Annotated in this window: 25 protein-coding genes and 3 pseudogenes; 4 read left to right on the plus strand and 24 right to left on the minus strand. The window is 69.5% G+C overall.

The genetic code is table 11. The features are described from left to right. Window positions 1–46 precede the first annotated feature (46 nt). From ABZ919_RS07460 to ABZ919_RS07515, 12 genes and pseudogenes are all read right to left on the minus strand, one after another. Window positions 47–1324 carry a bifunctional GNAT family N-acetyltransferase/ATP-binding protein gene (locus tag ABZ919_RS07460; protein ID WP_361243785.1) on the minus strand — a complete coding sequence of 426 codons (1278 nt, stop codon included), beginning with the start codon at window positions 1322–1324 and terminating at the stop codon, window positions 47–49. Between the two features lie 72 nt (window positions 1325–1396). Next, window positions 1397–3832, minus strand: coding sequence for a SpoIIE family protein phosphatase (locus tag ABZ919_RS07465; protein WP_361243787.1), 2436 nt, complete (start codon window positions 3830–3832; stop codon window positions 1397–1399). Between the two features lie 181 nt (window positions 3833–4013). Beyond that, on the minus strand, window positions 4014–4346 hold the full coding sequence (locus ABZ919_RS07470; protein ID WP_361243789.1) for a hypothetical protein: 333 nt from the start codon (window positions 4344–4346) through the stop codon (window positions 4014–4016). A 61-nt stretch (window positions 4347–4407) separates the two neighbouring features. Beyond that, window positions 4408–4947 carry a DUF6114 domain-containing protein gene (locus ABZ919_RS07475; protein WP_361243791.1) on the minus strand — a complete coding sequence of 180 codons (540 nt, stop codon included), beginning with the start codon at window positions 4945–4947 and terminating at the stop codon, window positions 4408–4410. A gap of 86 nt (window positions 4948–5033) precedes the next feature. Then, entirely contained in the window at window positions 5034–5657 is a 624-nt protein-coding gene (locus ABZ919_RS07480) for a DUF6230 family protein (RefSeq protein WP_361243792.1), read from the minus strand. A gap of 302 nt (window positions 5658–5959) precedes the next feature. Next, complete coding sequence (locus ABZ919_RS07485; RefSeq protein WP_361243794.1) at window positions 5960–6625, minus strand: contact-dependent growth inhibition system immunity protein; 666 nt, start codon at window positions 6623–6625, stop codon at window positions 5960–5962. 21 nt (window positions 6626–6646) lie between these two features. Further along, on the minus strand, window positions 6647–6946 hold the full coding sequence (locus ABZ919_RS07490; protein ID WP_361243795.1) for an RNase A-like domain-containing protein: 300 nt from the start codon (window positions 6944–6946) through the stop codon (window positions 6647–6649). A 13-nt stretch (window positions 6947–6959) separates the two neighbouring features. Beyond that, window positions 6960–7517, minus strand: a complete 558-nt coding sequence (locus ABZ919_RS07495; protein WP_361243797.1) for a hypothetical protein — start codon at window positions 7515–7517, stop codon at window positions 6960–6962. Window positions 7518–7575: 58 nt separating this feature from the next. After that, entirely contained in the window at window positions 7576–9339 is a 1764-nt protein-coding gene (locus ABZ919_RS07500; RefSeq protein ID WP_361243799.1) for an RNase A-like domain-containing protein, read from the minus strand. Next, window positions 9255–9566: a WXG100 family type VII secretion target gene (locus tag ABZ919_RS07505; protein ID WP_361243800.1), complete on the minus strand. Its 312-nt coding sequence runs from the start codon at window positions 9564–9566 to the stop codon at window positions 9255–9257. The genes ABZ919_RS07500 and ABZ919_RS07505 overlap by 85 nt, the downstream gene beginning before the upstream one ends. 58 nt (window positions 9567–9624) lie before the next feature. Further along, window positions 9625–9999, minus strand: a complete 375-nt coding sequence (locus ABZ919_RS07510) for a WXG100 family type VII secretion target (protein ID WP_361243802.1) — start codon at window positions 9997–9999, stop codon at window positions 9625–9627. A 173-nt stretch (window positions 10000–10172) separates the two neighbouring features. Continuing rightward, window positions 10173–10292: pseudogene (locus tag ABZ919_RS07515) on the minus strand (DUF4291 domain-containing protein); the annotation flags it as partial. Window positions 10293–10591: 299 nt separating this feature from the next. Between ABZ919_RS07515 and ABZ919_RS07520 the strand changes: the two are divergent. Both ABZ919_RS07520 and ABZ919_RS07525 read left to right on the plus strand, forming a co-directional pair. Next, window positions 10592–12310, plus strand: a complete 1719-nt coding sequence (locus ABZ919_RS07520) for a sialidase family protein (protein WP_361243804.1) — start codon at window positions 10592–10594, stop codon at window positions 12308–12310. Next, window positions 12311–12778, plus strand: a complete 468-nt coding sequence (locus ABZ919_RS07525; protein ID WP_361243806.1) for a hypothetical protein — start codon at window positions 12311–12313, stop codon at window positions 12776–12778. 119 nt (window positions 12779–12897) lie between these two features. On the opposite strand, the gene ABZ919_RS07530 is transcribed toward ABZ919_RS07525, so the two are convergent. The 8 genes and pseudogenes from ABZ919_RS07530 to ABZ919_RS07565 all read right to left on the minus strand — a co-directional run. Beyond that, on the minus strand, window positions 12898–13572 hold the full coding sequence (locus ABZ919_RS07530) for a contact-dependent growth inhibition system immunity protein (RefSeq protein ID WP_361243807.1): 675 nt from the start codon (window positions 13570–13572) through the stop codon (window positions 12898–12900). A 19-nt stretch (window positions 13573–13591) separates the two neighbouring features. Further along, window positions 13592–13891, minus strand: a complete 300-nt coding sequence (locus ABZ919_RS07535) for an RNase A-like domain-containing protein (RefSeq protein WP_361243809.1) — start codon at window positions 13889–13891, stop codon at window positions 13592–13594. Window positions 13892–13941: 50 nt separating this feature from the next. Further along, window positions 13942–14430 (minus strand): hypothetical protein, encoded by a 489-nt coding sequence (locus ABZ919_RS07540; protein ID WP_361243811.1) that lies wholly within the window; start codon window positions 14428–14430, stop codon window positions 13942–13944. Between the two features lie 19 nt (window positions 14431–14449). After that, a complete protein-coding gene (locus tag ABZ919_RS07545) occupies window positions 14450–16144 on the minus strand; it encodes an RNase A-like domain-containing protein (protein ID WP_361243813.1) in 1695 nt (564 codons plus the stop codon). Further along, window positions 16144–16464 (minus strand): WXG100 family type VII secretion target, encoded by a 321-nt coding sequence (locus ABZ919_RS07550; RefSeq protein ID WP_361243815.1) that lies wholly within the window; start codon window positions 16462–16464, stop codon window positions 16144–16146. The genes ABZ919_RS07545 and ABZ919_RS07550 overlap by 1 nt, the downstream gene beginning before the upstream one ends. 78 nt (window positions 16465–16542) lie before the next feature. Beyond that, entirely contained in the window at window positions 16543–16974 is a 432-nt protein-coding gene (locus ABZ919_RS07555; protein WP_361243817.1) for a WXG100 family type VII secretion target, read from the minus strand. 223 nt (window positions 16975–17197) lie between these two features. Beyond that, a pseudogene (locus tag ABZ919_RS07560) lies at window positions 17198–17344 on the minus strand (DUF4291 family protein); the annotation flags it as partial. 134 nt (window positions 17345–17478) lie between these two features. Next, window positions 17479–17640 (minus strand): annotated as a pseudogene (locus ABZ919_RS07565) (peptide-methionine (S)-S-oxide reductase); the annotation flags it as partial. 230 nt (window positions 17641–17870) lie between these two features. Here ABZ919_RS07565 and ABZ919_RS07570 point away from each other — a divergent pair. Then, window positions 17871–18515, plus strand: coding sequence for a CBS domain-containing protein (locus ABZ919_RS07570; protein ID WP_361243819.1), 645 nt, complete (start codon window positions 17871–17873; stop codon window positions 18513–18515). 70 nt (window positions 18516–18585) lie between these two features. On the opposite strand, the gene msrA is transcribed toward ABZ919_RS07570, so the two are convergent. Beyond that, window positions 18586–19260, minus strand: coding sequence for a peptide-methionine (S)-S-oxide reductase MsrA (gene msrA / locus ABZ919_RS07575; protein ID WP_361243821.1), 675 nt, complete (start codon window positions 19258–19260; stop codon window positions 18586–18588). Window positions 19261–19397: 137 nt separating this feature from the next. Beyond that, window positions 19398–20516, minus strand: a complete 1119-nt coding sequence (locus ABZ919_RS07580) for a hypothetical protein (protein WP_361243822.1) — start codon at window positions 20514–20516, stop codon at window positions 19398–19400. A gap of 358 nt (window positions 20517–20874) precedes the next feature. On the opposite strand from ABZ919_RS07580, the gene ABZ919_RS07585 reads away from it, so the two are divergent. After that, entirely contained in the window at window positions 20875–22029 is a 1155-nt protein-coding gene (locus ABZ919_RS07585; protein WP_361243824.1) for a cystathionine gamma-synthase, read from the plus strand. Window positions 22030–22717: 688 nt separating this feature from the next. Here the strand turns inward: ABZ919_RS07585 and ABZ919_RS07590 are convergent. Further along, window positions 22718–22966 carry a hypothetical protein gene (locus tag ABZ919_RS07590; RefSeq protein ID WP_361243826.1) on the minus strand — a complete coding sequence of 83 codons (249 nt, stop codon included), beginning with the start codon at window positions 22964–22966 and terminating at the stop codon, window positions 22718–22720. Between the two features lie 529 nt (window positions 22967–23495). Then, complete coding sequence (locus ABZ919_RS07595) at window positions 23496–23999, minus strand: sigma factor-like helix-turn-helix DNA-binding protein (protein ID WP_361243828.1); 504 nt, start codon at window positions 23997–23999, stop codon at window positions 23496–23498. Window positions 24000–24024 lie beyond the last annotated feature (25 nt).

A 24024-nucleotide genomic window follows, 5' to 3' on the forward strand; every position in this document is an offset into this window, starting at 1 on the left:
CCTCGGTCCACCGGATTCCGGCGGTGGGACACCGGCCCCGGCCGGATCACAGGCGGCTGTACTTCTCGATGTCCTCGGCGAACTCCTTGATCGCCTGTGCGGTGAGGGTCGGCCGGGTGTCGGCGATGGCGGTCATGTAGTCGTCGGTGGTGGCCGGCCGGCCCGACCGCTCGGTGACCGCGCGCTCGAACGCCGCCTGCGCTCCCTTGCGGGCGGCGAACTCGATGTCGGCCGGGGTGAACAGCTCGCTGGCCTCGACCAGTTGCGCGAGGTCCACCTTGGCGTCGGCGGCCCTGAGGTAGCGGGCCCAGATCGCCGCGCGAGCGGTCGGGTCCGGTGGGCCGATGGGAATGACGTGGTCGAAGCGGCCCGGCCGCAGGAAGGCCGGGTCGAGCGAACGCACGGAGTTGGTGGCGCAGACCAGCAGCCGTGCGTCGTGCTCACGGAAGCCGGGGATCAGCTTGAGCAACTCGTTGGTCACCCCGTGCCCCGGATCGACCGCCTTCCCGGACCGCACGGCGGCGATCTCCTCGACCTCGTCGATGAAGAGCAGCACCGAGTCCAGTTCCGCCAGATCCGCGAAGGCCTCGCGCAGTGCCGCGGCCAGCCCCTCGCTCGTGTCGGCCGCGAGCCGGGACGGGAAGAGCTCCACGAACGGCCAGCCGAGCCACGAGGCGACCGCTCTGGCGAAGCTGGTCTTCCCGGTGCCCGGGGGGCCGAACAGGATGACTGCCTTGGGAGGGGCGACACCGTAACGGTCGGCCAGCGCGGGCTCCGTCAGCGGGAGCACCACACGGCGTTCGACCACCTGCTTCTCGCGCTCCATGCCCGCCATGGCGTCCCAGAGCCCCTCGGGCAGCATGCGGCCGCCCAGCGCCTGGAGAACGTCGGCGTTGGCGGTGCCGGGCGGCTCCAGCTTCTCGAAGTAGGTCAGGCCGTCACGGCACCGGTAGCCGGAGTTCTCCAGGGCCTTCGTCCCGGCGGCACCGGCGGGCAGCAGCGCACTGATGTGGCGCACGCCCTGCGCGCGCAGCCGCCGCTCCAACTCGGCGAGGAGAGCACTGCCGATCCCGCGCTCGCGCCACCGGGATGCGAGTGCCACCAGCAGGATCCACCCTCGTTTGCCGTGCGCCTGGGCCACGGCCATGCCGACCAGCTCCTCGCCGACCACCGCGACCACCGCCGTCTGACCGGCCTTGGCCGCGGCCATCACCTCGGAGACCGGGAACACCCGGTCCTCGTCGGCGCGGCGGCTCTGGTCCCAGATCTGAATGGCCTGATCGAGATCGTCGTCGCGATAGTCGCGCAGATGCCAAGCGGGCATGGCCACCACCTTCACCCGGCGGGGACTGACATTGTCCCAGCCGGCGCGCCCGGTGACGAACGCAGTCGCGGCTCATGCGGGCGCCAGCGGCTGCTCCGTCCAGACGGTCTTGCCGTCGTGGGAGTAGCGGGTGCCCCACCGCTCGGTGAGCTGCGCGACCAGGAAGAGCCCGCGTCCGCCCTCGTCCGTGCTGAGGGCCCGTCGCAGGTGGGGGGAGGTGTGGCTGGTGTCGGACACCTCGCAGATCAGGGAGTGCGTACGGATGAGGCGCAGGGTGACGGGACCGGCTGCGTACCGGTAGGCGTTGGTGACGAGCTCGCTGGCGACCAGCTCGGTGGTGAAGGCCAGGTCGGCCAGCCCCCATTCGGTCAGTTTCGCCGTGGTCAGCTCCCTGGCACGGGCGGCGGCGGTCGCCTCCAGGGGCAGCTGCCACGAGGCGACGTTCTGTGGCGGCAGCACCCGGGTACGGGCGATGAGCAGCGCGACGTCGTCGGTGGGGAGGTGGCCCTTGGGCAGCAGCGCTTCGACCACGGCGTGGCAGGTGCGATCCAGAGGCTGCGCGGTGCTGGTGAGGCAGGCGCCCAGGTGCTCCAGCGCGGTGTCCACGTCGCCGTCGCCCGCCTCCAGGAGGCCGTTGGTGTAGAGCGTGAGCAGGCTGCCCTCGGGGAGGTCCAGGTCGTACGTCTCGAAGGGCAGGCCGCCCAGGCCCAGCGGTGGACCCGCCGGCAGATCGATCACGGTCACCTCGCCGTCCGGGGCGGACACCACCGGCGCCGGGTGGCCGGCGCGTGCCAGGGAGCAGCGCTGGGAGACCGGATCGTAGACCGCGTAGAGGCAGGTGGCGCCGAGCACCTGCTCGCTCGCCGACGGGTTGCCGTCAGTGTTCGCCTCCAGCTCGGCGGCCAGCAGCCCGACCAGATCGTCAAGCCGCGCCAGCACCTCGTCCGGTCCCAGGTCGAGGCTGGCCAGGGTGCGCGCGGCGGCGCGCAGCCGGCCCATCGAGGCCGCGGCGTGGATCCCGTGGCCGACCACGTCCCCCACGACGAGGGCGACCCGGGCCCCTGACAACGGGATCACGTCGAACCAGTCACCCCCGAGGCCCGGTTCACCGCACGCGGGAAGGTATCGGCAGGCAACCTCCACGGCCGGCAGGTCGGACAGCGCGCTCGGCAGCAGACTGCGCTGCAGGGTCAGCGCCGTGTTCTGCTGCTGGGTGAAGCGGCGCGCGTTGTCGATGCAGACGGCCGCACGTGAGGAGAGCTCCCGGGCCACGGCGGCGTCGTCGTCCTCGAAAGGCTCCGAATTGCGCGACCGCCACAGGCTCACCACGCCCAGTACCAGTCCGCGCGCGACCAGGGGCACCGCGATCAGCGAATGCACGCCGAGGCCCAGGGCGAGCTCGATCCGCCGCCGGTCCAGGGCGTACCACTCGGGGCGCAGTGACAGCAGCCCTTCGAGGATCGGGCGACGCTCGGCCAGGCACCGTGCCTGCGCGGACTCCGGCAGCAGCGGCACCACATCGCCTTCCCGGAACGGTATGCGGGGTTCCGGTGGTGAGAGGGCGGTCCGCAGCAGCGGACCTGCCGCACCGTGCACCGGTTCGTCACCCAGCGTCACAGGCTTGAGGAGGTCCACCGAGCAGTAGTCGGCCAGGCCCTCGACGGCCACCCCGGCCAGTTCCCGAGCGGTCTGTGTCACGTCCAGGGAGGTTCCGATCCGGGCGCTCGCCTCGTTCAGCAGGGCGAGCCGGCGTTGCGCCCGGTGGCGGTCGGTGATGTCCTCGATCGTCTCGGCCACGCCGAGCACCCGGCCGGAGGGGTCTTCCATCCGGAACGCCGAGACGGACACGATCCGTTCCCGGCCCGGATCGTGGCGTGCCCGGGCGGACTGCTCCGTGAAGATCAACGGCTCGCCGGTCTCCAGGACGTGCCGTACCCGTTCATCTGCCGGACCCGCGTCCTCGTCGACCATGAATTCGCGGGGCCGGTGGCCCACCGGCGCCTCGGCCGGGACACCGCTCGCCTTCGCGACTGCACGGTTGACCCGGATCACTCTCCTGTCCGGACCGTAGGTGACCAGCCCGATCGGGGAGCGGCGGTAGAGGCCGTCCAGCAGCGCACGGTCCCGTTCCCAGGCGATGACGTCGGCGGCTGGAGCACCGACCAGCAGCCACTCCTGGCCGCCCCCCTCCCGGGTGACGGCACGGGCCCGGAACCCCATCTCCACGCGACGTCCGTCGCGGTGCCGGACGGGCAGGACACCGAACCATCCCCCCGCCCTCACGGCGTCCACGACGACGGACCGCGCGACAGGCAGGTCACGGGCGTCGACCAGGAGGTCCTGCCACGCCCGTCCGATCACTTCCTTGGCCGGATAGCCGAGCAGGTCCTGTGCGGGCACGCTCCAGCCGACCACGGTGCCTCGATCGTCGAGCACGGCCGAGGCGCCGCGCCCCAGGGCGAACGGATCCTCAGGGCTCTCGCTGAAATGCATCGACGGCGTCCCCATAGCCACCACCTTGCCTCCGTGACTCCGATGTTCCTCCCCGTGGTCTCCGTACGCGACTCTCCCGCTCTTGGCCCCGCGCCCCGGCACCCGGCTGCACGGAGTGGGCCGTTCACCGGGCGCCCCGGTGGCGGGCCGGGCGGCGCCCTCGCCCGGCCCGCCGAGGAGGCCACCTCCTCCTCGGTCAGTCGCAGGAGACGCCGGCCGCCGGGCCCGCACAGGCCGGCCGGAACCGACGACGCCCCTTCCGGATCACCGGTGCGCGTCCGGGCGTGTGCACCGCCCTCGGACGACCGGGTACGTCGAGGATGCCGCCGTCCTGGAAGGACCGGGGGACGGGGACCACGGCCGTGTTCGGGGCACCGGAACGGGCCAGGTGCAGCGGCGCACGCAGGGTGGACGGGCTGCGGAGCGCGAGGTGGCCGTGGGTCACGAGCACGGCTCCGACGCCCTTGGCGGCAGACAGGACCGGGCGATCGATCCGAGCCTGGAACTGTACGAAGCGAAGCAGGCGCATGCCCGCAGGACGGTGGAGATCAGCTCCTCGCACGTTTCCCTTGCCGCCCAGCCGCAGGCGGTCAAGAACCTGAGCGTCGACGCCGCCGAGGACTGCACGGGGAGGTAGGGGCCGCATCGCGAGCTGTGTGAGGTCGACTCTCTCCTGCCGGAACGTCGGTGGTCGCGCAGTCCGCCGGGGCCGTCGGCGGTTCGATGACGACGGAAGTCCAGGAGCAGGCCAGGGAGCCGCCGATCAGACCGGTGATCAGTCCGAGGAAGAGGCCGCCGAAGTTCGCGACGGGGAAGGAGACGAGGGTGAGCAGGAGAGCGGCGATCCCGGCGAACAGGCGCAGGTGCGGGTGGTACCAGAGGGTGAGCCCCAGGGTGATGAGCAGGACTCCGATGACCAGGGATGCGGCACCCGATGTGGTCGACATGGCCAGCGGAATCCCGCTCAGGTCCAGATCCGCGTACGGCCAGTAGAGGATGGGCAATCCCGCCGTCGAGGTGAAGAGCCCCGCCCAGAAGGGCCGTTCGCCACGCCAGGTCCTGAATCTGTGCCGGGCGCGCGCTGCGCTGACGCGCGGTCGGGGGTGTCTGCCGAAGAAGTTGGTGATCACGTGTCTTCCCGATCAGCGGTGTGGCCTGCGCACGGGCCGTGTGAGGCGGCTGCGGGGGTGCTCGGCAGGTTCGGCCCGCCCAGGACTCAGAAGCATTCGTGACGGCCGTGCTCGATCTGCACGCGCAGGCCGGGGATGTTGAACGTCCCGGCAGTGAGCGCGACCGCGGTCACGCGCACATCGGTCAGGACGACCGACGTGGCCTGCTGCCCGAACCCGTTGGGGTCGAAGAAGCGCGACTTCCTGTCGCCCGGGTTGATCGGGCCCTTGGTGATCTCCCCCTGCGCGATTCCCTGGTCGAGGCCCTTGAAATTCGCCTGCCCGGCCGACTGGAACGTCGTGTCGAGGAACAGGTTCGATGCTTCGATCGGTCGCTTCTTCCCCCCGGTGAGCTTCAGCGTCTGCACGCCCAGCACCGGGACCTCGACCAGTACGGACTGGCACAGCGCGCTGATCGTCGAGTGCCGGGATCCCGTGACCAGCACCGGCACGGTCTCGCCCTGCCTGGTCACGTCCAGCATGCTGTAACTGCTGAACCCGCGAGCGGTCAGCGTGTCCGCGCTGACCTCGAACTTCTTGCCGGAGATGAGGAACGACGCGGCCAGTACACCCTGTCCCATGGCGATGCCGAGGGCCGCGCAGGCTGCGACGCTGGGGACCAGGACTGCCGCAAAGCGCCGCCAGCGGGTTCTGCCGACGCGCTGCGGCATCCCGTCTCCTTCGGTCATGGCGCGAGCCCGCCTCTACCTGAACAAAATGGATGTTTTCCTCGCTTCTCGGTGACGGATCCTAGGCTTCCGGTTGTGGCAATCGGCTGCACGCCAGGGCCGCCGTACGGGTGACGCACAGGTTGCTCGGCCCTTCGGGCGACGCGGTGCTCAGGGGTGGGGGGTGGCACAGCTGCCGAGGCAGACGTGCAGGCGGGCCGGTTGCCGTGCCCGGCTGTCGTGGTGCAGGCGTTCCCAGTGCTGTGGCCGGAAAGGTTCACCGGCTCACCTTCCCGGCCACAGCACTAGCCGGCACGCGGCCCGGTGAGCAGGTCGGCCACAAGTGCGAGCCAGGCATCCGGTGCGTAGGGGGCCGGGGGGTCGACCTCCATGCCCAACTCGGCGACGGCGAGGGCGCAGTCGGACTCGTCGAGACCGAGTGCGAGGAGCTCGTGCAGTTCCCCGATCAGCCGGGCGACGAGATGCGGGTCCGTCGAGGCCCGGTAGTCCTCGACGGCCGAGGCGTGGTCGGCGAACTCGTCGGGCATGTCCTGCGAGAACCAGCCGCCGAGGAACTGGCCCAGCTCGGGAAAACGGGCGTGCCACTCCCAGTGGGTGGCGGGGACGGCCGGCGGCGGGACCTCACCCTCCTCGATGCTGCGCTTGATGTGGTCGGCGAGGCACAGGAGCCACTGCTGGACCTTGCCCTCGGCGAGGCCGATGTCGGGGATGGCGTAGAACTCCCCGAGCCGCAACCGCAGTCGCCCCGGTGGATTCTCGGCGTAGTCACGCAACTGTCGTTCGGCGACGGCGAGAGCCCACGGTCGGGTGTGCCAGGTCTGCCGGAGGTAAGCGGTCAGGGCCGCGCCGGGCCTGTCCGGGGTGTCGTCCGCCGGGTGTCCGTGGTAGGCGCGCATGACCTGGTCGAGTTCGCCATACCGGCGGTCGTGTTCGAGGGGGCTCAGGGGCACGGTGGTCAGCCTCTGCGATCGCTACAGGTAGATGGGAAAGGTGGCGTGGACGGCGAAGCCGTGGGGGAGGGAGGCGTCCCGCTTGAGGGTGACGCGGGCGGCTCGCACATCGACGGGCTCCCGCCCGGCCAGCATCATCGCCTGCAGGAGGACGCGCCCGACCGGCTCGGACCGGGACGGCCACGACGCCTCGATGGTCAGGCGCGAGCGTGTCGACTGGGCGAGCCAGCGGTGGATCAGCTGCTCGTTGGCGGTGACGACCTGCTGGGTGGCCCACTGGGCGGTCTCGCGGTCGGGGTAGGTGGCGGAACGAGTACGCATGTATGGATCGCTTTCAATCCTCGTCAAAGGCCCAGAAGACCCCCACTTCGGAGGCTGCAACGACAATCAGGCCACAGTCGGTGGTGAAGTCGGACAGGCGGTTCCATTCCGTGTCCGGGTTGAGCAGGTTCGGGTCGGAGTTGTCTCGAGCCTCGGCTGCATTGGTGTAGTAGGTGGCCTCCTGCCCGAACCGGGAAAGAATCAGTTCGGCGCAGTCGAAAAGCCGCTCTTTGCGGGACTCGAAGTCCGGGATGTTCGTCGCCTGGTAGTGCAGACCCTGCAGAGCGACGAGTAGTTGGGTCGCTGATCGCTTTCCGACTCTGTAGAGAAGTGAATCGAATTCGTCGACGCGTAGGTCGGCGAACGGTTTCTCTTCGGTCTTCTCGACGGCAGAGGAGGGAGGCGGGCAGTTGAGACATTCCCACTTCCGCGGGTCGGAGACCTTCAGCGTCATGACGGCCTGCACGTCTCGGCGCCAGTCCTCATGTCTCCGGGGGCCGGCTGCCGCAAAGGAGAAAGCCCCGCCGAAGAGTTCCAGCAGAGCCGACTGCCAAGAAGTCGAATCGATCATCCGATGTCCCTCCTCGGGTTTGTTGGTCCGTGACAGGTGCAGCTCGAGATGAGCAGCCTCACTGCTGCACCGTGTCGCTCGGCATGGAAGTGAGGACGACATAGGGCGGATGACCCCCTGGGCGGGGTCGCAACGTCACATTCACGATATGTGAGTCGTGGGCGGAGGAGTCGCCTCGGGTCCAGGTCCTGCCGACGACATCGTTGAAGGTGAGGCCCACCGTTCGCGTGGATCGGTCCGGGTTCGGATTGCTCGCCAGCCAGTTTGTGATCTTCTGCTGGTTGCGCGGGTCGTCGAGGACGGACTGCGTGTAACGCTGGGCTGAGGGCAGGTCGGTGAATGTCGATGCGGCGATCGGGGCGACCGTACCATCCGGGCGTATCTTCGCCTGGTCGCGGAGTCTCTGTTCCAACTGCGCGTCCGTCTTTCCCACGTGCTTGTCGATCACGTGCGCGCCCGCCAGCCCCTCCTGATTGGCGAGATCCACGGGATACCGGTGGTGCGATTCGTCATCTCCCGGCACCGTGTAGAGCGGGTCGCCCTTGAAGTCGGTCAGAGCTCGCGCACCGAATGCCTCGGCCCTGGCGGATTCCGCAGTGAAGGTCGGCGCGCTCGTGTAGGCCTCGTCCAGCGCCGGCATCAGGTCCTCGATGCGTCGAGCCTGACGGTGAACCCGGTTGTCGTAGGTGGCGACGGCGTCGTTCATGGCGTCTTCGTCGATGTTCAGGACGATACCGACCGACACGTCGGCGACCAGTCCCTTTCCCATGTGCCACAGCCCCTTCACGAGGCTCTTGGCGTCCGTGACGTCCAACTCTCGCGGATCGAGCTGCTTGATGCTGTCGATCACGGCCTGTCGATAGATCCGGTGCAGGTCGTCGCGAACGTCCTCCGCCGCCTGGGCCACGTTGTACACGGCATCGACCATGACGTCGCAGGTGTCGAACAGGACGGCGAAGACAGGGTGGCTGGTTCCTCTTTTGCGCGCGCCGTCGTTCGCCCAGTCGTAGCCGTCCCGGTTCTGCCCCCAGGCGGACGTTCCCCACAGCGTGCTGCAGAACTGCCGCATGGCGTCGTACCACTCCTGGTTGGACTGGTCGGTGATGCTGCCGAGGAAGCCGGTCAGCATCCCGTCCACCATGCTGAGCGTGGTCTGCGGCATCCTCCAGGTCTCAGAGATCTTGTACAGCTGCAGGTGGTCGGGCAGTGGGAGGATCTTCGCCGCCTTGCCCCAACGGCACTCGTGCTCCAGCAGAGGGCGCATGACGGCGAGTACCGCGGCTTCCAGTCCCTCCAGGGCCTTTTGCGCGAAGTCCTGGCCGGCGTCGGCGTCCCCCCACTTGAAGTCGGTGACCGGGCCGTACTTGGGCGGTGTGTCGATCACATGGGGGAGGGGCCGCTGGGTCGGTTGACCTGTTGGTGAGGGGTCCGTGGCCGCGTCGGCCGCGGCGTAGTTGTTGGCGGTGCTGGTGAATCCGACGCCGGCACCACCGACGCTCACCACGGACTTGGCCCACACGTCGAGGAACCGATTGGCGACTTTCACATAGGCCTTCGTGAAGTCCTTCATGGCCGCACCGTTGCCGCCGCCGTCCGGATACCGCGCCAACTCGTCGAGGAACGCCTTCACCCCCCGGTCGAGAGGATCCTGTTGGCCGGCCACGTTCGAGGAGACCTGGTAGAGGACCGATGGCGTCACATCGATCTTCCCCTGCCCAGGGGCCGCCGGGGTGGCCATCAGGCGGCTCCCCAGCCGCGCAGGACCGTTTTGTGTGCTGCCGCGTAATTGACGTGGCCGGTGGTCACGTACTGGTGCAGCCACTTCTGGGCCGCCTGCAGGTCCTGTGCGGAGCGGTCCCATTCGTCGAGCTTCTCGACGAAGATCTCGCGGGCCTCACCCTTCCAGGAGAGCACGACCGGTTCGACGCGGTCGTAGAGGTCGTCCAGACTGCCGTTGAGCTGTTTGAGGATGTCTTCCAGCTCGACGGCCAGTTCGTGGAGTGCGGCGAACGAGACGGATATGTGGTCGCCGTCGGCACCAGTCGACATGATTCCCCCTTGGAGTCGGTGACCGTGTGTGCGAGGCCGGCACGGGGCGCTGCGGGCGTCAGAAACCGTCCAGGCTGCTGTGCGGGCGAGCCGGCGTGTCGTCGGCTGCGGCATGGGGCGTGGAGAGTCTGTCGACCTCACTGTCGACGTCCACATGGATACGACGCATCTGTTCGAGCACATGCAGCTCGTCGGCGCTGAAGCCGTCACGGCTCATCCGTACGGCTTGCTCCAGGCCTTTCATCACTTCCCGGATACGTACGGCGTCCTTGGCGGCAGCACGATGGAACTCCCGGTACGCCGTTGCCGCCGGGCCCCGCCAGCCGGCCTCGATACGGTCGACGAGTTCGTCCATGCGCTTGATCTGCTTGTCGAGGTGGTCCTGCATCTCACCGAGGTCGCCGGCGAGCTTCGTCAGGCCCGTGGACGACACGCGGAGGTCGGGTCCGCCGCTGTCACCCGCGTTTGTGCCTGGTGCCCCCATGCCGTTCCCCCACCGTGTCGGCATCTCGCGTCTCAACTGATCTAAGGATCATACGAAATACTCACTGTGGCGGTGGTGAGGTGCCCCATGGGCCGGAGCCGGCCGCCGGGTGGAGCAGCCCGTCAGCCGCGTAGGTGGGCAAGAAGTTCGTCCCCGACGGGATAGGGACGTTCTGGGGGCAGCAGCTGGGCGGCGGAGTCCAGATCGCCACCGTTGACCAGGGCATGGATCTCGTGGGCGAGCGCGAGCCCGACTCGATGACCTATGTCAAGCCTTGTTCACAGTCCTTTCTGGTGCACCCGTGCGCAGTGTTCGGCCCGTTTCGAAGAGAGTTCGGTTTCTCGCGACGGACACCGCCTGCCTCCTCGTAGAGCAGACGAAGGCACCACCTGTACCGCAGCACCACCACCCTTGGTCCGACTCGCGAACCCACGAGGTACCTGTGGCTCTCCTCTCGACACTCCGTCTTCACCGCCAACCGCGGTCGCGGGGGCGTCTCGCCGTCGGGTTGCTGGCACTCATCGCCGGAACCCTGCCGAGTGTGTCTGCCGACGCCGCCACCCCGTCCTCCGGATCGATCAGCGACACCGGGCCCACGACCACGTGGAGCGCCGGTCCCTTCGCCGTCCCGAACGTCTCCGGCGCTGCCGGAACGGTGAGCTGCGGGAATGCACAACTCTGCGACGACTACACCCTGAAGGTGTCAGTGCCCGTGGGCTACGACGCCGGGCACAGCCTGCGCGTCGACGTCAAGTGGCCGGACTCCACCGCCGACTTCGACCTGTACGTCCTCGACGCGGACGGCCGCGAGGTGGCCGCCTCCGCCTCCTCCAGCGATCCGGAGACCGTGCTGCTTCCGGCGGTGACGGCGTCGTACACCGTGCGTGTGGTGCCGTACGCCCCGCTCGGCGACAGCTTCACCGGCACCGCGAGCCTGGTCCCCCATCCGGCCGATCCGCCGCCCAGTACGGCGACCCCGCCGACGTACGCGAACTCCTCGGCGCCCGACAGCATCAAGGACGCGCACAACGCCGGCGAACCCTCGATCGGCGTCGACCGCGCGACCGGTGCCGCGATGTTCCAGGCGTACACTTCGACGCTCAAGGTCAGCTACGACGGCGCCGGCGCCGCCACCTGGCAGGACAAGAGCGCGAACGCGACCAGCGGCTGTCCCCAGGGCAGCACCACCAGCCTCGACCCGATCCTGTTCACCGACCCGGCCACCCACCGCACCTTCGAGTCGCAGCTCGCCGGCAAGACGGCCCTGACCTGCTACACCGACGACGACGGCGACACGTGGACACCGACGGGCGGCTCGGGCATCAACTCCGGTGTGGACCACCAGACCATCGGCGGCGGCCCCTTCGCCCAGGGCGGGCCGGGCGCCATCACGTCGTACCCCAACGCCGTGTACTACTGCTCCCAGGACATCGCCGACGCCTCCTGCGCGGTCAGCCGGGACGGCGGGCTGACGTACGGGCCCGCCGTTCCGATGTACTCGCTTCTGGACTGTGGCGGCCTGCACGGGCATGTGAAGGTCGCCCCGGACGGCACGGTGTACGTGCCCAACAAGGGCTGCGGCGGCAACCAGGCCGTGGCCGTGTCCGAGGACAACGGGCTGACGTGGACCGTCCGCAAGAACCCCTCCAGCACCCCCGGTGACTCCGACCCGAGCGTGGGAATCGGCGCCGGCGGGACCGTGTACATGGGCTACCAGAACAGCGACGGCACCGCGCGGATCGCCGTCAGCCACGACAAGGGCAAGACGTGGCTGTACGACCAGAACGTCGGTGCATCCCTCGGCATCAAGAACATCGTCTTTCCGGCCATGACCGCGGGCGACGACAACCGCGCCGCCTTCGCCTTCCTGGGCACCACGACCGGGGGCAACTACCAGGACACGGCCGGCTTCAAGGGCGTCTGGCACCTGTACGTGGCCACCACCTACGACGGCGGCCAGTCCTGGGTCACTGTCGACGCCACCCCCACCGACCCGGTACAGAAGGGGTCCATCTGCACGGGCGGCACCACCTGCGGCCAGGACCGCAACCTCCTGGACTTCATCGACGTCACCCTCGACGCCCAGGGCCGCGTGCTCGCCGCCTACGCCGACGGCTGCACCGGCACCTGCGCCACCGGTGGCGCGCAGAACTACGACGCACTGGCCTCCATCGCCCGCCAGTCCTCCGGCAACACGCTGTACGGCGCGTACGACGCCGTGGTCGTCGGCAAGCACAACAAGCCCAAGGGAGGCCGCTAGGTGAAGCCGTTCGCCCCGGCTGCCGTGCTGGTCGGCGCCGTCCTCGGTCTGGCGGCCGTCACCGGATGCTCGCCCGCGACCCGGAACGCCGGACCCTTGCGTGCGACGCCGTACACGGCCGCCTCCGTGCCCGACGGCTGCCCCACCGCCGCCTCACTGCCGCTTCCCAAGGACTTCCCCGCGGATCTGCCGATGCCCGAGGGCACGGTCGTGACCTCTGTGGAGCACCGCACCGGCGGCCGGCTGATCGTCGCCACGGTCGTACGGAGCGGCTTCGACGCCACCCTGGCCCTTCTGCACAAGCAGCTCACCAAGGCCGGATACGCCCCGACGGACGGGGAGGTGGAGAAGGACGACGCCGAGTCGAACTTCTCCTCCACGACCGTCCGGGGCCGCTGGACACTGCGGAAGATGCCCGACTGCGAGGGAGGGGTTTACCTGACGTACCTGACGTCTAAGGTCTCCTGAACTCGGCCCGGCCGAGGCCTCTTCCCGGCCGGCGGAACCGCGAGTGGCCACCTTTCGCGGCGAGCGGCACGGCGCGCGACGCCGGGACGACGCCGTGTCAGGTCGCTCCGCAGTTCCGCTCAGGATCCGTACTCGGCCTGCGGGTCGGTGAGTCGGCCGGCCACATGTACCAGCCAGGCGCTGGGGGAGTATGGGGTGGGCGGATCGACCTCCATGCCCAGTTCGGCGACCGCGAGGGCGTAGTCGGACTCGTCGAGACGGAGCGCAAGCAGTTCGTGCAGCTCGCCGACGAGCCGGGCGAGGAGGTGGGGATCGGCCGAGATCCGGTAGTCCTCTACGGCGGCATCGCGGTCGTCGAACTCGTCCGGCATGTCCTGGGAGAACCAGCCGCCGAGGAACTGGCCCGTCTCCGGGAACCGGGCGTGCCACTCCCAGTGGGTGGCTGGGGCGGCCGAGGGCGGGACCTCGCCTTCCTCGAGGCTGTGCTTGATGTGGTCGGCAAGGCAGTACAGCCATTGCTGGATGTCCTGCTCGGGTAGGCCGACGTCGGGGACGGCGTAGAACTCGCCGAGTCGCAGCCGCAGCCGTCCCGGCGGGTGGTCGGCGTACTCCCGCAGCTGCCGTTCGGCGGTGGCGAGTGCCCAGGGGCGGCTGTGCCAGGTCTGGCGCAGATAGGCGGTCAGTGCCGCGCTCGGCTTGTCCGGGGTGTCGTCGGCGGGCTGCCCGACGTAGGCACGCATCACCTGGTCGAGCTCGCCGTGGCGCCGGTCGTGTTCTAGAGGGCTCAGGGGCACGGTGATCAGCCTCTAGTCTCTACAGGTAGATCGGGAAGGTGGCGTGGACGGTGAAGCCATGGGGCCGGGCGGCGTCGCGCTTGAGGATCACACGAGCGGTCCGCACATCGACGGGCTCCCGTCCGGCCAGCATCATCGCCTGCAGCAGCACCCGGCCGACCGGCTCGGACCGGGACGGCCAGGACGCCTCGATGGTCAGGCGTGGACGCGTGGACTGCGCCAGCCAGCGGTGGATCGCCTGCTCGTTCGCGGTGACGACCTGCTGGGTGGCCCACTGGGCGGTCTCGCGGTCGGGATAGGTGGCGGAACGGGTACGCACCTTGGTCCTTTCTGGGTGCTGTGGGACTGCGGGTGGATGGTCGCGAACGGCTAATCCTCCTCGAAGCGCCAGAGCACCAAGACGTTGTCATCCGACACTCCGATGAGACAGATGTCGATGGTGGTCCCGACAAGAGTATGGGCGTGAAATGACGAGGCCAGGAAGTCAGCCTCTTCACCGTCTTCTGCATGCCCATGATTCGTGAAGAAGCGTGCGCTGGTCCCTACGGCTTCCAGGATGTCCCGCAGACAAGCGTCGCGCTCCACGTCTGGTGTGCGAAGAGATGCGTGGGGGCCGTGCAGAAGAGATCCACGGGAAATCAGCCGGGCCAGATCCAGGGCATGGGCGGGTGAGACCTCCAGGATGGCGTCTCGCAATTCGCTGCGGTCGACCTGCCTGAGTATGAGATTTCCCCGGATTGCTTCCATCACGGTGTCGTACCAGTCCGGGCCTCGGCGGGCTGCGAGCGCGGCGAAGGCCTGACGTTCGTCAAAAAGCCCCTGCGCGCAGGCGGGCAGACCCGTCTTCCTCTCTGTCACAGCTTCTCCCACGGTGTGCTCACGGCAACGTCGGCATGGATGTGTAGACCACATAGGGCGGGTGAAGGCCATTCTTGTACTTGAGTACGACCTTCACCGTGTGCGTGTCCTGTGCCGCACTCGCCTGAGGGTTGCCTGCCTCAACGGTACGCCCTGTTACAGAGTTGAACTCCACCGGATCGAGAGTCAGAATCGAGCTGTCGCTACGCGGCTTGGAGAGCCATTTCTTGATCTTCTCCTGATTGTCAATACCGGCGTTCTGCTGACCTGAGTTCGCCGGGGGGCCCACGTATTCCAACGCATCTTGCGTGTATTTCTGGGCCGATGGCAGATCACTGAAGCTGGAAGCGGCGTCGATCGTCGGCTGATCCCTGAGCCGCTGCGCAAGTTGCTCATCGCTCTTGCCCACGTGTTTGTCGATGATGTGGCTCCCGTGGACTCCCTCCTGATTCGCCAGGTCAATTGGATATGCGTGATTGGCTTCACTGTCCCCCGGAACCGTGTAGAGAGGATCACCCTTGAATTCCGTCAACGCCCGCGCACCGAACGCCTCGGCCCTGGCCGTTTCGGCGTTGAAGGTCGGAGCGCTCGTGTAAGCCTCGTCGAGTGCCGGCAGCAGCGCCCTGATTTCACGGGCCTGGCGATGGACCCGGTTGTTGTAGGCGGACACGGCGTCGTTCATGGCGCCCTCGTCGATGTCCAGCACGATGCCGACCGAGACGTCCGCGACCAAGCCCTTGCCCGCCTCCCACAGCCCCCTCATCAGGCTCTTGGCGTCCGTGATGTCCAGGTCGCTCGGATCGAGTTGTTTGAGACTGTCGATGACGGCTTGGCGGTAGATCCGGTGCAGATCGTTGCGGACGTCTTCGGCTGCCTTGGCGACCGCGTAGACCACGTCGACCATGGCGTCACAGGTGTCGAACAGGACGGCGAAGACAGGGTGGCTGGTCCCTCTCCTTTTGGCGTCGTCGTTGGACCAGTCGTATCCCTCGCGGTTCCTGCCCCAGGCGGAGGTTCCCCACAGCGTGCTGCAGAAGGTGCGCATCGCGTTGTACCAGTCCTGGTTGGTCTGGTCGGTGATGGTGCCGATGAGGCCCGTGAGCGTTCCGTCCACCATGCTGAGCGTGGTTTGTGGCATCCGCCAGGCCTGGGAGATCGAGTAGAGGCGCTGGTGGTTGGGCAACGGCAGGATCGTTGCTGCCTTGCCCCAACGGCACTCGTGCTCCAGCAAGGGGCGCATGACCGTCAGAACGGCGGCTTCCAGGCCTTCCAGGGCCTCCTGCATGAAGTCCTGGCCCGCGTCGATGTCGCCCCACTTGAAGTCCGTGACCGGACCGTATTTCGGGACCGTGTCGATGACATGCGGGACGGGCCGGTGCGTCGTGTGCCCCGCCGGAGAGGGGTGTGTGGCGGCGTCGGCCGCCGCGTAGTTGTTGGCGGTGGTCGTGAAGCCGACAGCGGCGCCGCCGACACTTACCACAGACTTCGCCCATACCTCGAGGAACCTGTCGGCGATCTGGAGGTAGGCGGTCGTGAAGTCCTTCATGGCCGACCCTCTGCCGCCGCCGTCCGGATACCGAGCCAGTTCGTCGAGGAACGACTTGATGCCCCGGTCCAGCGGGTCCTGTTGGCCCGCCACCCCCGTGGAGACCCCGTAGAGGACGGACGGGGTCACGTCGATCGTCCCGTTCTGGGACACCGGCGGAGTGGTCATCAGGCGGCTCCCCAGCCACGCAGGACTGCCCGGTGTGCTTCCGCATAGTTGGTGTGGCCGGTGGTGACGTAGGCGTGCAGCCACTTCTGGGCGGCCTGCAGGTCCTGTGCGGAGCGGTCCCACTCGTCGAGTTTCTCGACGAAGACCTCGCGTGCCTCGCCCGTCCACGACAACACGACGGGTTCGCCCCGCTCGTAGGGGCCCTCCAGCTTGTCATTGAGCTGTGTGAGGATGTCCTCCAGCTCCGCGTCGAGTTCGTGCAGGGCGGAGAAGGAGACGGTTATGTGGCCGTCGTCGGCACTGGCAGGTCCGGCCGGCATGATCCCCCTTGATGTCGACAACTGGTTGCGCGTAGAAGTACGTGGTGAGTGGAGTGCGTACTGGGCGCGCTCCTCAGGTCAGAAGGAGTCGAGGCTGCTGCGTGGGGGCGACGGCGCACCGTCCCTCCCGGCTTCCGGGGCGGGCGTGGAGAGCGTGTCGACTTGGCTGTTGATATCCACCTGGACGCGTCGCATCTGTTCGAGCACCTCCATGTCCTGCTCGCTGAAGCCGTCACGACTCAGCCGTACGGCTTCTTCCAGCAGCTTCATCACTTCACGGATGCGTACGGCGTCCTTGGCTGCCGCCCGGTGGAACTCGCGGTACGCCGTCGCCGCCGGGCCGCGCCAGCCGGCCTCGATGCGGTCGACGATCGCGTCCATGCGCTCGATCTGCTTGGTTAGGTGGTCCTGCATGTCGCCGAGGTCCCCGGCGAGCTTCGTCAGGTCCTTCGACGACACGCGCAGGTCGGGGCGGCCACGGCCACCCGCGCTTGCGCCGGGTGCCCCCATGTCGCTTCCCTTCGTCCTGTCGGCGTCTCATGTCTCAACAGACTCAACGATCTTACGGAAGAAGGTTCGACACGCGTGCGGGGCCGTGAGAGCGAGAGTGCGCAGGGCGGACCGAAGTACCGCGGAGGCGCTGTGCCGAGCGTGCCCACGCGACACGACGCCTGATCCCCTGCCTCGCTCACAGCGTCTCGGTCACGAAAGGAGTCTGTGAACGCGACTTGACGACCCACGTCATCCTGTCGCGCTTCCACGCGGCGGGGAAACGGCACTCGTGGACGGCCGGCAGGCCGATTTCCGGGGTGTACGCCTGGTAGACGGTGATCGTGGAGTCCGCGTAGGCCGCACGGATCTCGCGCTGCGGTTGTTCCATGGCGTACAGCGTGGAGTCAGCCGGTTCAGGCGGCCACTGATTTTCGGCCGGCGTTCACCGCGACGGAGAGCGCCGGCCGCAGCACCGTGCCGGACCGCCGGCGGCACGGCGCCCGCTCCCCTGCCGTCTACCGGCTACTTGTCCATGGCCTCCGGCGCCGGAGCGATGCCCGTCGGGCAGGCCGCTCCCCCGTTCGTCTCGAACGGGGTGCTCAGCTTGACCCCCGTCCCGCCGAGTCCGCAGTGGCCCGCCGGGTTCTTGTCGAGGTACTGCTGGTGCCTGCTCTCGCTTGACCAGGCTGGGTGTTTGGGCCCGCGCCGTCGGCTGCTCATCCCTCGGTGAAGCGCGTCGGCCGTGTGGCGGGCGGCCCGATGGACGCCGCCGTGGGACGGCCGGCCCTCCCCGCGAGGCCGAACGTCACTGGTTGCCGGAGCGGCGCGGTGTTGTCATGGGTAGGGAGACGGGTGGGCGAGCGGCCGGGGAGGCCGCGGTTCCGCCTCGTCGCGAAGTGGAGGAGGCCGATGCCATGCTGCACCGCCGCACGGTCGGTGACGTGATGACCGAGGAGGTCATCACCCTCCGCCCGGACACACCGGTCCACGAGATCGCCGCCTTGATGGACGCCAACGACATCGCCGCGGCCCCGGTTGTCGACGACGAGGGCGCTCCCATCGGCGTCGTGTCCGCGTCCGACGTGCTGCGGCACGAGACCGGCATGCCCGACCCGCAGGTTCAGGACGGGGATGACGAGCACGCATGGCGCAAGGCTCGGGCCCGGACCGCGGGCGCGCTCATGAGCAGCCCCGTCTTCACGGCCCGTGCTGACTGGACGATCCCCCGGGCCGCGCGGGAACTCCTCGGGCGGCACGTCAAGCAGTTGCCGGTGGTCGGCGACCACGGGGTCCTGACCGGCATCGTGAGCCGCAGCGACCTGCTGGATACCTTCGTCCGCTCCGACGTGGAGATCCGCGGCGAGGTCGAGCGGGACGTCCTGGGGCGCATCCTCGGTCTGGAAAAGGGCACTGTCGCGGTCGAGGTCCGGGAGGGCGTCGTCACGCTGCGGGGCAATGTCCCGGAACCGCGTCTCGTCCCAGTGGCCGTGGGCCTGTGCCAGGGCGTCGACGGTGTCGTTGCCGTGGACGCCCACCTCGCGGCCGTCCGGGCGGACTAGTCGTCGGCCGCCCCGCGGAATCGGGGGATCAGGCCGTACCGCCTGATCTGATCTTCCGAAAGCGAGTCACTCACTCTTCGGCGAAATTCGCGACGCCGATCGGGCAGGACACCCCGGTGCCGCCCAGCCCGCAGTACCCGCCCGGGTTTTTGCTGTCCGAAAGGTACTGCTGGTGATAGGCCTCGGCCGGATAGAAGGTGCGGCCCTCCGCCGGGAGGATCTCTGTGGTGATCGTGCCGTGGCCGGAGGCGGTGAGGACCTTCTGGTACGCGGTGCGGGAGGACTCGGCGGTGGTGGCCTGGGCCGGGGTGTGGGTGTAGACGGCCGAGCGGTACTGCGTGCCCACGTCGTTGCCCTGGCGGAAGCCCTGCGTCGGGTCGTGGGACTCCCAGAACGTCTTCAGCAGGCGGCCGTAGGAGATCACCTCGGGGTCGTAGACCACGCGCACCACCTCCGTGTGGCCGGTCAGGCCCGAGCAGACCTCTTCGTAGGTGGGGTTCTCCGTGTAACCGCCCTGGTAGCCGACCAGGGTCGTGTACACGCCCGCCGGCAGCTGCCAGAACTTGCGCTCGGCGCCCCAGAAGCAGCCCAGGCCGAAGTCGGCGACCTCCAGGCCATCGGGGTAGGGACCGAGGAGCGGAGTGCCGAGGACGGTATGGCGCTCGGGGACCTCGTACGCGAGCGAGGGGCGGCCCTCGAGTGCCTGCTCGGGTGTGGGCAGCCGGGGCGTGCGGCCGAAGAGCATGGGGTCTCCCTGTCGGTCTGGAGGGGGCCGGCCCAGGGGCCGGCACCTGCTGGAACGCACGGGCGGGCGGGCGCATTCCGGCGGGCTTCGTCAGGCCTTTCGCCGCCCGGGGCCCCGGCGGACGGCCGCCGTCGGTCTCAGCCGGGGAGGGTGGCCGGGCTGCCGCCGTTGGCCTCGTAACCGGCCACCGCCAGTGCGCGGTAGAGGGCGAACTCGGCGGCCGGGTCGGCGGAGAGCATCCAGGGGAGTGCGCCGACGTGGCCGTCGATGTGTATCAGCTGGTGCATGGCCTCCTGCCAGCGCTCGGCTCGGACCAGGAAGAAGACCAGCAGATGGCGGACGTGCGCCAGCATCGGGTCGTCCGGGCGGGCCGAGTGCACCGCGTGCAGGGCGCCGTGCATCGCCTTGGTGACGACCTCGCTCTGATAGAAGCCCGCCACCAGGTTCACCTCGGGGAGGTGCTCGAAGACCGCGAACAGCGGCAGCGCGGCGAGCAGCGAGCCCTGCGGGGCGCGGGCCGCGGCGGCCTCGGCGAAGGAGTACGCCTGCTCGCGGGAACCGTGCCACTTCTCGCACGAGTAGTGCAGCGCTGCCAGATGCGCGCCCATGTGGTGCGGGGCGCGGTCGAGGATCTTCAGCCACAGCTGGTCGAACTCGGCCTGCGAGTAGGCCAGTCCGCGGGCGATGGACAGCTCGACGATGTACGGCACCGGGTCGCCGGGGGCGAGCAGGGCCGCCTGGGCGCACGCGTCCCGGGCCTCCTCCATGATGATCCGGAAGTCGTCCGTGCCCGGCGTCGCCGTCCGCCAGGCCTGCTGCACCAGGAACTCGGCGTAGACGGCGGCGCAGCCGGCGTCCTTGGGCTGCTCGGCACGCCATACCCGCAGCCACTGGCCGCCCGGCGTCTCGTGCACCCCGCCGGGCCGCTGCTGCAGCTCCAGCGCGGCGGCGCCCGCGAAGGCCTGCACCCGCTGCCAGCGCTGCTCGCCGACGGTCTCGGTGCCGGCCAGCAGCTGGGCGGCCGCACGGGGGTCCTGAGTGCGCTGCACCAACTCCAGGACGTCCAGCAGGTCCTGGTCCGGGCCGGGCATGCGCACGTCGAGCTCCTCCTGGCGCACGAAGCCGTAGGCCGCCGGATCGGCGGCGTCCGGGTGGCCCGGGGGAACCTGTTCTATCGCCCCGCGCCTGCGCCGCACCACCGAGAGCAGCACGAAGCTCATCATGAGCAGCGCCATGAGCAGCCAGAGAATCGCCATGCCTCAAGCGAACCAGACGCCCTCGGCAAATGGCCAACCCCACCTCGGGTATGTGGAAAACTCTGGGCGCGATCATGACAGGAGGGCCCGAAGGTGGCCAGGAGGGTCGAGGGCGGCCGAGGAGGGCCCAGGTCGGAGGTCGGCCCAGGCCGGCCCAGGTCGGTTCAGGGCGGCCCAGGACGGCCCAAGTCGGTTCAGGGCGGCTCAGGCCGGCCGAGGTCGGTTCAGGACGACCCCGGGCCGCCCGCCGCGGTCCAGGGCGGAGCCGGTGGTGTCCACACAGGGAAAACCCTCCGACCCGGGCCGCCCGAGCCCGGAGGGCGTCAGGATCCGGTCGGGCGCACTACGCTCGGTGCACATGAGCGACAGGCACATCAGTCAGCACTTCGAGACCCTCGCGATCCACGCGGGCAACACCGCGGATCCCGTCACCGGCGCGGTCGTCCCGCCGATCTACCAGGTCTCGACCTACAAGCAGGACGGCGTCGGCGGGCTGCGCGGCGGCTACGAGTACAGCCGCAGCGCCAACCCCACCCGTACCGCCCTCGAGGAGAACCTCGCCGCGCTGGAGGGCGGCCGTCGCGGCCTCGCCTTCGCGTCCGGCCTGGCGGCCGAGGACACCTTGCTGCGCACGCTGCTCAGCCCCGGTGACCACGTGGTGATCCCGAACGACGCCTACGGCGGCACCTTCCGCCTCTTCGCCAAGGTCGTCACCCGCTGGGGCGTGGAGTGGTCCGTCGCCGACACCAGCGACCCGGCCGCCGTACGGGCCGCGATCACCCCGAAGACCAAGGCCGTCTGGGTGGAGACGCCCTCCAACCCGCTGCTCGGCATCACCGACATCGCCGCCGTCGCCCAGGTCGCGCACGACGCGGGCGCGCGGCTCGTCGTCGACAACACCTTCGCCACGCCCTACCTGCAGCAGCCGCTGGCGCTCGGCGCGGACGTCGTCGTCCACTCCCTGACCAAGTACATGGGCGGCCACTCCGACGTGGTCGGCGGCGCGCTGATCACCGCCGACCAGGCGCTCGGCGAGGAACTGGCCTACCACCAGAACGCGATGGGCGCCGTCGCCGGCCCCTTCGACGCCTGGCTGGTGCTGCGCGGCACCAAGACGCTTGCGGTGCGGATGGACCGGCACAGCGAGAACGCCACCAAGATCGTTGACATGCTGACCCGGCACCCGCGCGTGACCAGCGTGCTCTACCCGGGCCTGCCCGAGCACCCCGGCCACGAGGTCGCGGTGAAGCAGATGAAGGCGTTCGGCGGCATGGTGTCCTTCCGCGTCGAGGGCGGCGAGGAGGCCGCGGTCGAGGTGTGCAACCGCGCCAAGGTGTTCACCCTCGGTGAGTCGCTCGGCGGCGTCGAGTCCCTGATCGAGCACCCCGGCCGCATGACGCACGCCTCCGTGGTCGGCTCCGCGCTGGAGGTCCCGGGCGACCTGGTGCGCCTGTCCGTGGGCATCGAGAACGTCGACGACCTGCTGGCGGACATCCAGCAGGCGCTGGGCTAGCCCTGCAGCTAGCGCGCGGCGACAGGCGGTCTGCCCCGGGGCCGGTGGCAGCCGGCAGCAGGGGCACGCGTGTGTGCCTGGGCGGCCCGACCGGTGGCGGCGACGATGACCGACGCGCGAAGGCCGGCCACCGGTCGCCGGCCACCAGTGGCCGATCACCGCTGGCCAGTCGCCGATCACCAGTGGCCGATCACCGCCGGCCAGTCGCCGATCACCCGTGGGCTGTCGCCCAACCCCGGTGGCTAGTCGCCGGTTCTCGGTCGCCAGTCGCCAGTCTCCAGTCTCAGTTGTCGGTCTCAGTTGTCGGTCGTCAGTGGCCGATGGGCGGCGGCCGGTGGCCGGTGGCAGTCACGGGCGACAGCCGAATGATCGCAGTCGCACATGGCTGGGGCGGCAGATGAGGAGTACCGCCGGATCGCGTGCGCCGAGGGCGGAGGACCTGCCCGCCGGCGCGCGGGGTGCGCCGTACGCCCCCTGGCGGCCCATGGAGGGACAGAGATCACCGGCCACCCGGGGATGTGCGGCGACCGCCGTCGGCCCGTCGGCGTACCGGCGGTCGCCGTCGGCCGGTCGGCGTGAGCGCTGATGGCTGTCGGCCCCGTAGATGTACGAGCAGTCGCCGTCGCCCTGCCAACCGTCGTCGCCCCGCCAACCACGTCGCCCCCCAAACCGCTGTCGACCGGTCCGCTCACCAGCCGGTGACCGGCGGAGTCGTCTGGGAAGGGGGTTGCGTCCACGGCTGTGTCCGGGCCGCCCACACGCTGAACGCGACGATCGCGAAGCAGACCAGCAGCCACCACACACGCCGGACGAGCTGCCTGCGCCGCAGCAGGCGCTCGCCACGGCGCACCGCCTCCGCGCACAGATCCGGAGGCACCGACACCGGGGCCCGCTCCATGATCTGCCGCACGGCGGCCTCCCGATCGGGCCGGCTCATCGTGCCCTCCCGAACTGCCGAGATCCCGGTTTACGCCTGGCGCGAGGGGCATCCGGGCCATCGCCGCCGCTCGTGCGTCGCGGTGGCCGAGGGCTGCCCGCACTCCTTCGCCGGAGCACGCGGCGAAGGGAGACCCGGCGGCCATGGCCGTTCCGAGGGCCGTCCGGCTTCATGGCGCCGTCACCGTCCCGAGGGCCGTCCGGCTTCATGGCGCCGTCACCGTCCTGCACGTCCCGGCCACCTTGCAGGTCGCCGTCACCGTCCTGCACGTCCCGGCCACCTTGCAGGTCGCCGTCACCGTCCTGCACGTCCCGGCCACCTTGCAGGTCGCCGTCACCGTCCCGCACGTCCCCGCCACCTTGCAGGTACCCAGCGCCCCGAGGACCGCCCGGCCGGGGCGCACCGCGACCAGTCCTGGCACGCTCATCACGCGCACCACGACGCCGCGTGTCCCCGACCCCCGGGTTCCACGTGCCCCGACCGCCCCTCGCGGCCCCGGAGATCCGCCCGCCCGTGCCTCCCGCGTCCCTCACGACGGTGCCACCTTCCTGCCCGCCTGCCGGGCCGTGGGCCGGCGGGCCGGATGGAGGAGGCCGGTCGTCGCGCGGTTGCAGATGGCGCGTACGCGTTCCACCGGGAGGCCGAGGAGGGCCGCTGTCTGTTCCTCGGCGACGCCTTCGTAGAGCCGCAGTACCAGGACCAGGCGTTCCTGGGAGGTCAGTACGGCGAGCGGGCTGTGCGGGTCCGGCCGGGAGCGGCCGAGGGCGTCGCACTGGTGCCAGATCGCGCGCGCGAAGCGGGTGGCGAGGTGCTGGCGTGCGCAGTCGTACGGGTCCTCGCCGTGCAACCGGTCCCAGCGCGCGTAGGTGTGGGCGAGCGCGAGCGTCAGCAGGCGCCGGGCGCGCGGGTTGGCGTCCGTCGCCTCCGCGGTGAGCAGCGTGGCGGTGTGCAGCAGACGTCCGGCCGCGCCCGCGACGAACGCCTCGAACTCATGGGCCCGGTGGGCACTTCCGGACCCTTGCCGATCACGCACCGCACCTCCCCCTGGAGGGGCCCTG

This window comes from Streptomyces sp. NPDC046759, assembly GCF_040645475.1.
GTDB lineage: Bacteria > Actinomycetota > Actinomycetes > Streptomycetales > Streptomycetaceae > Streptomyces.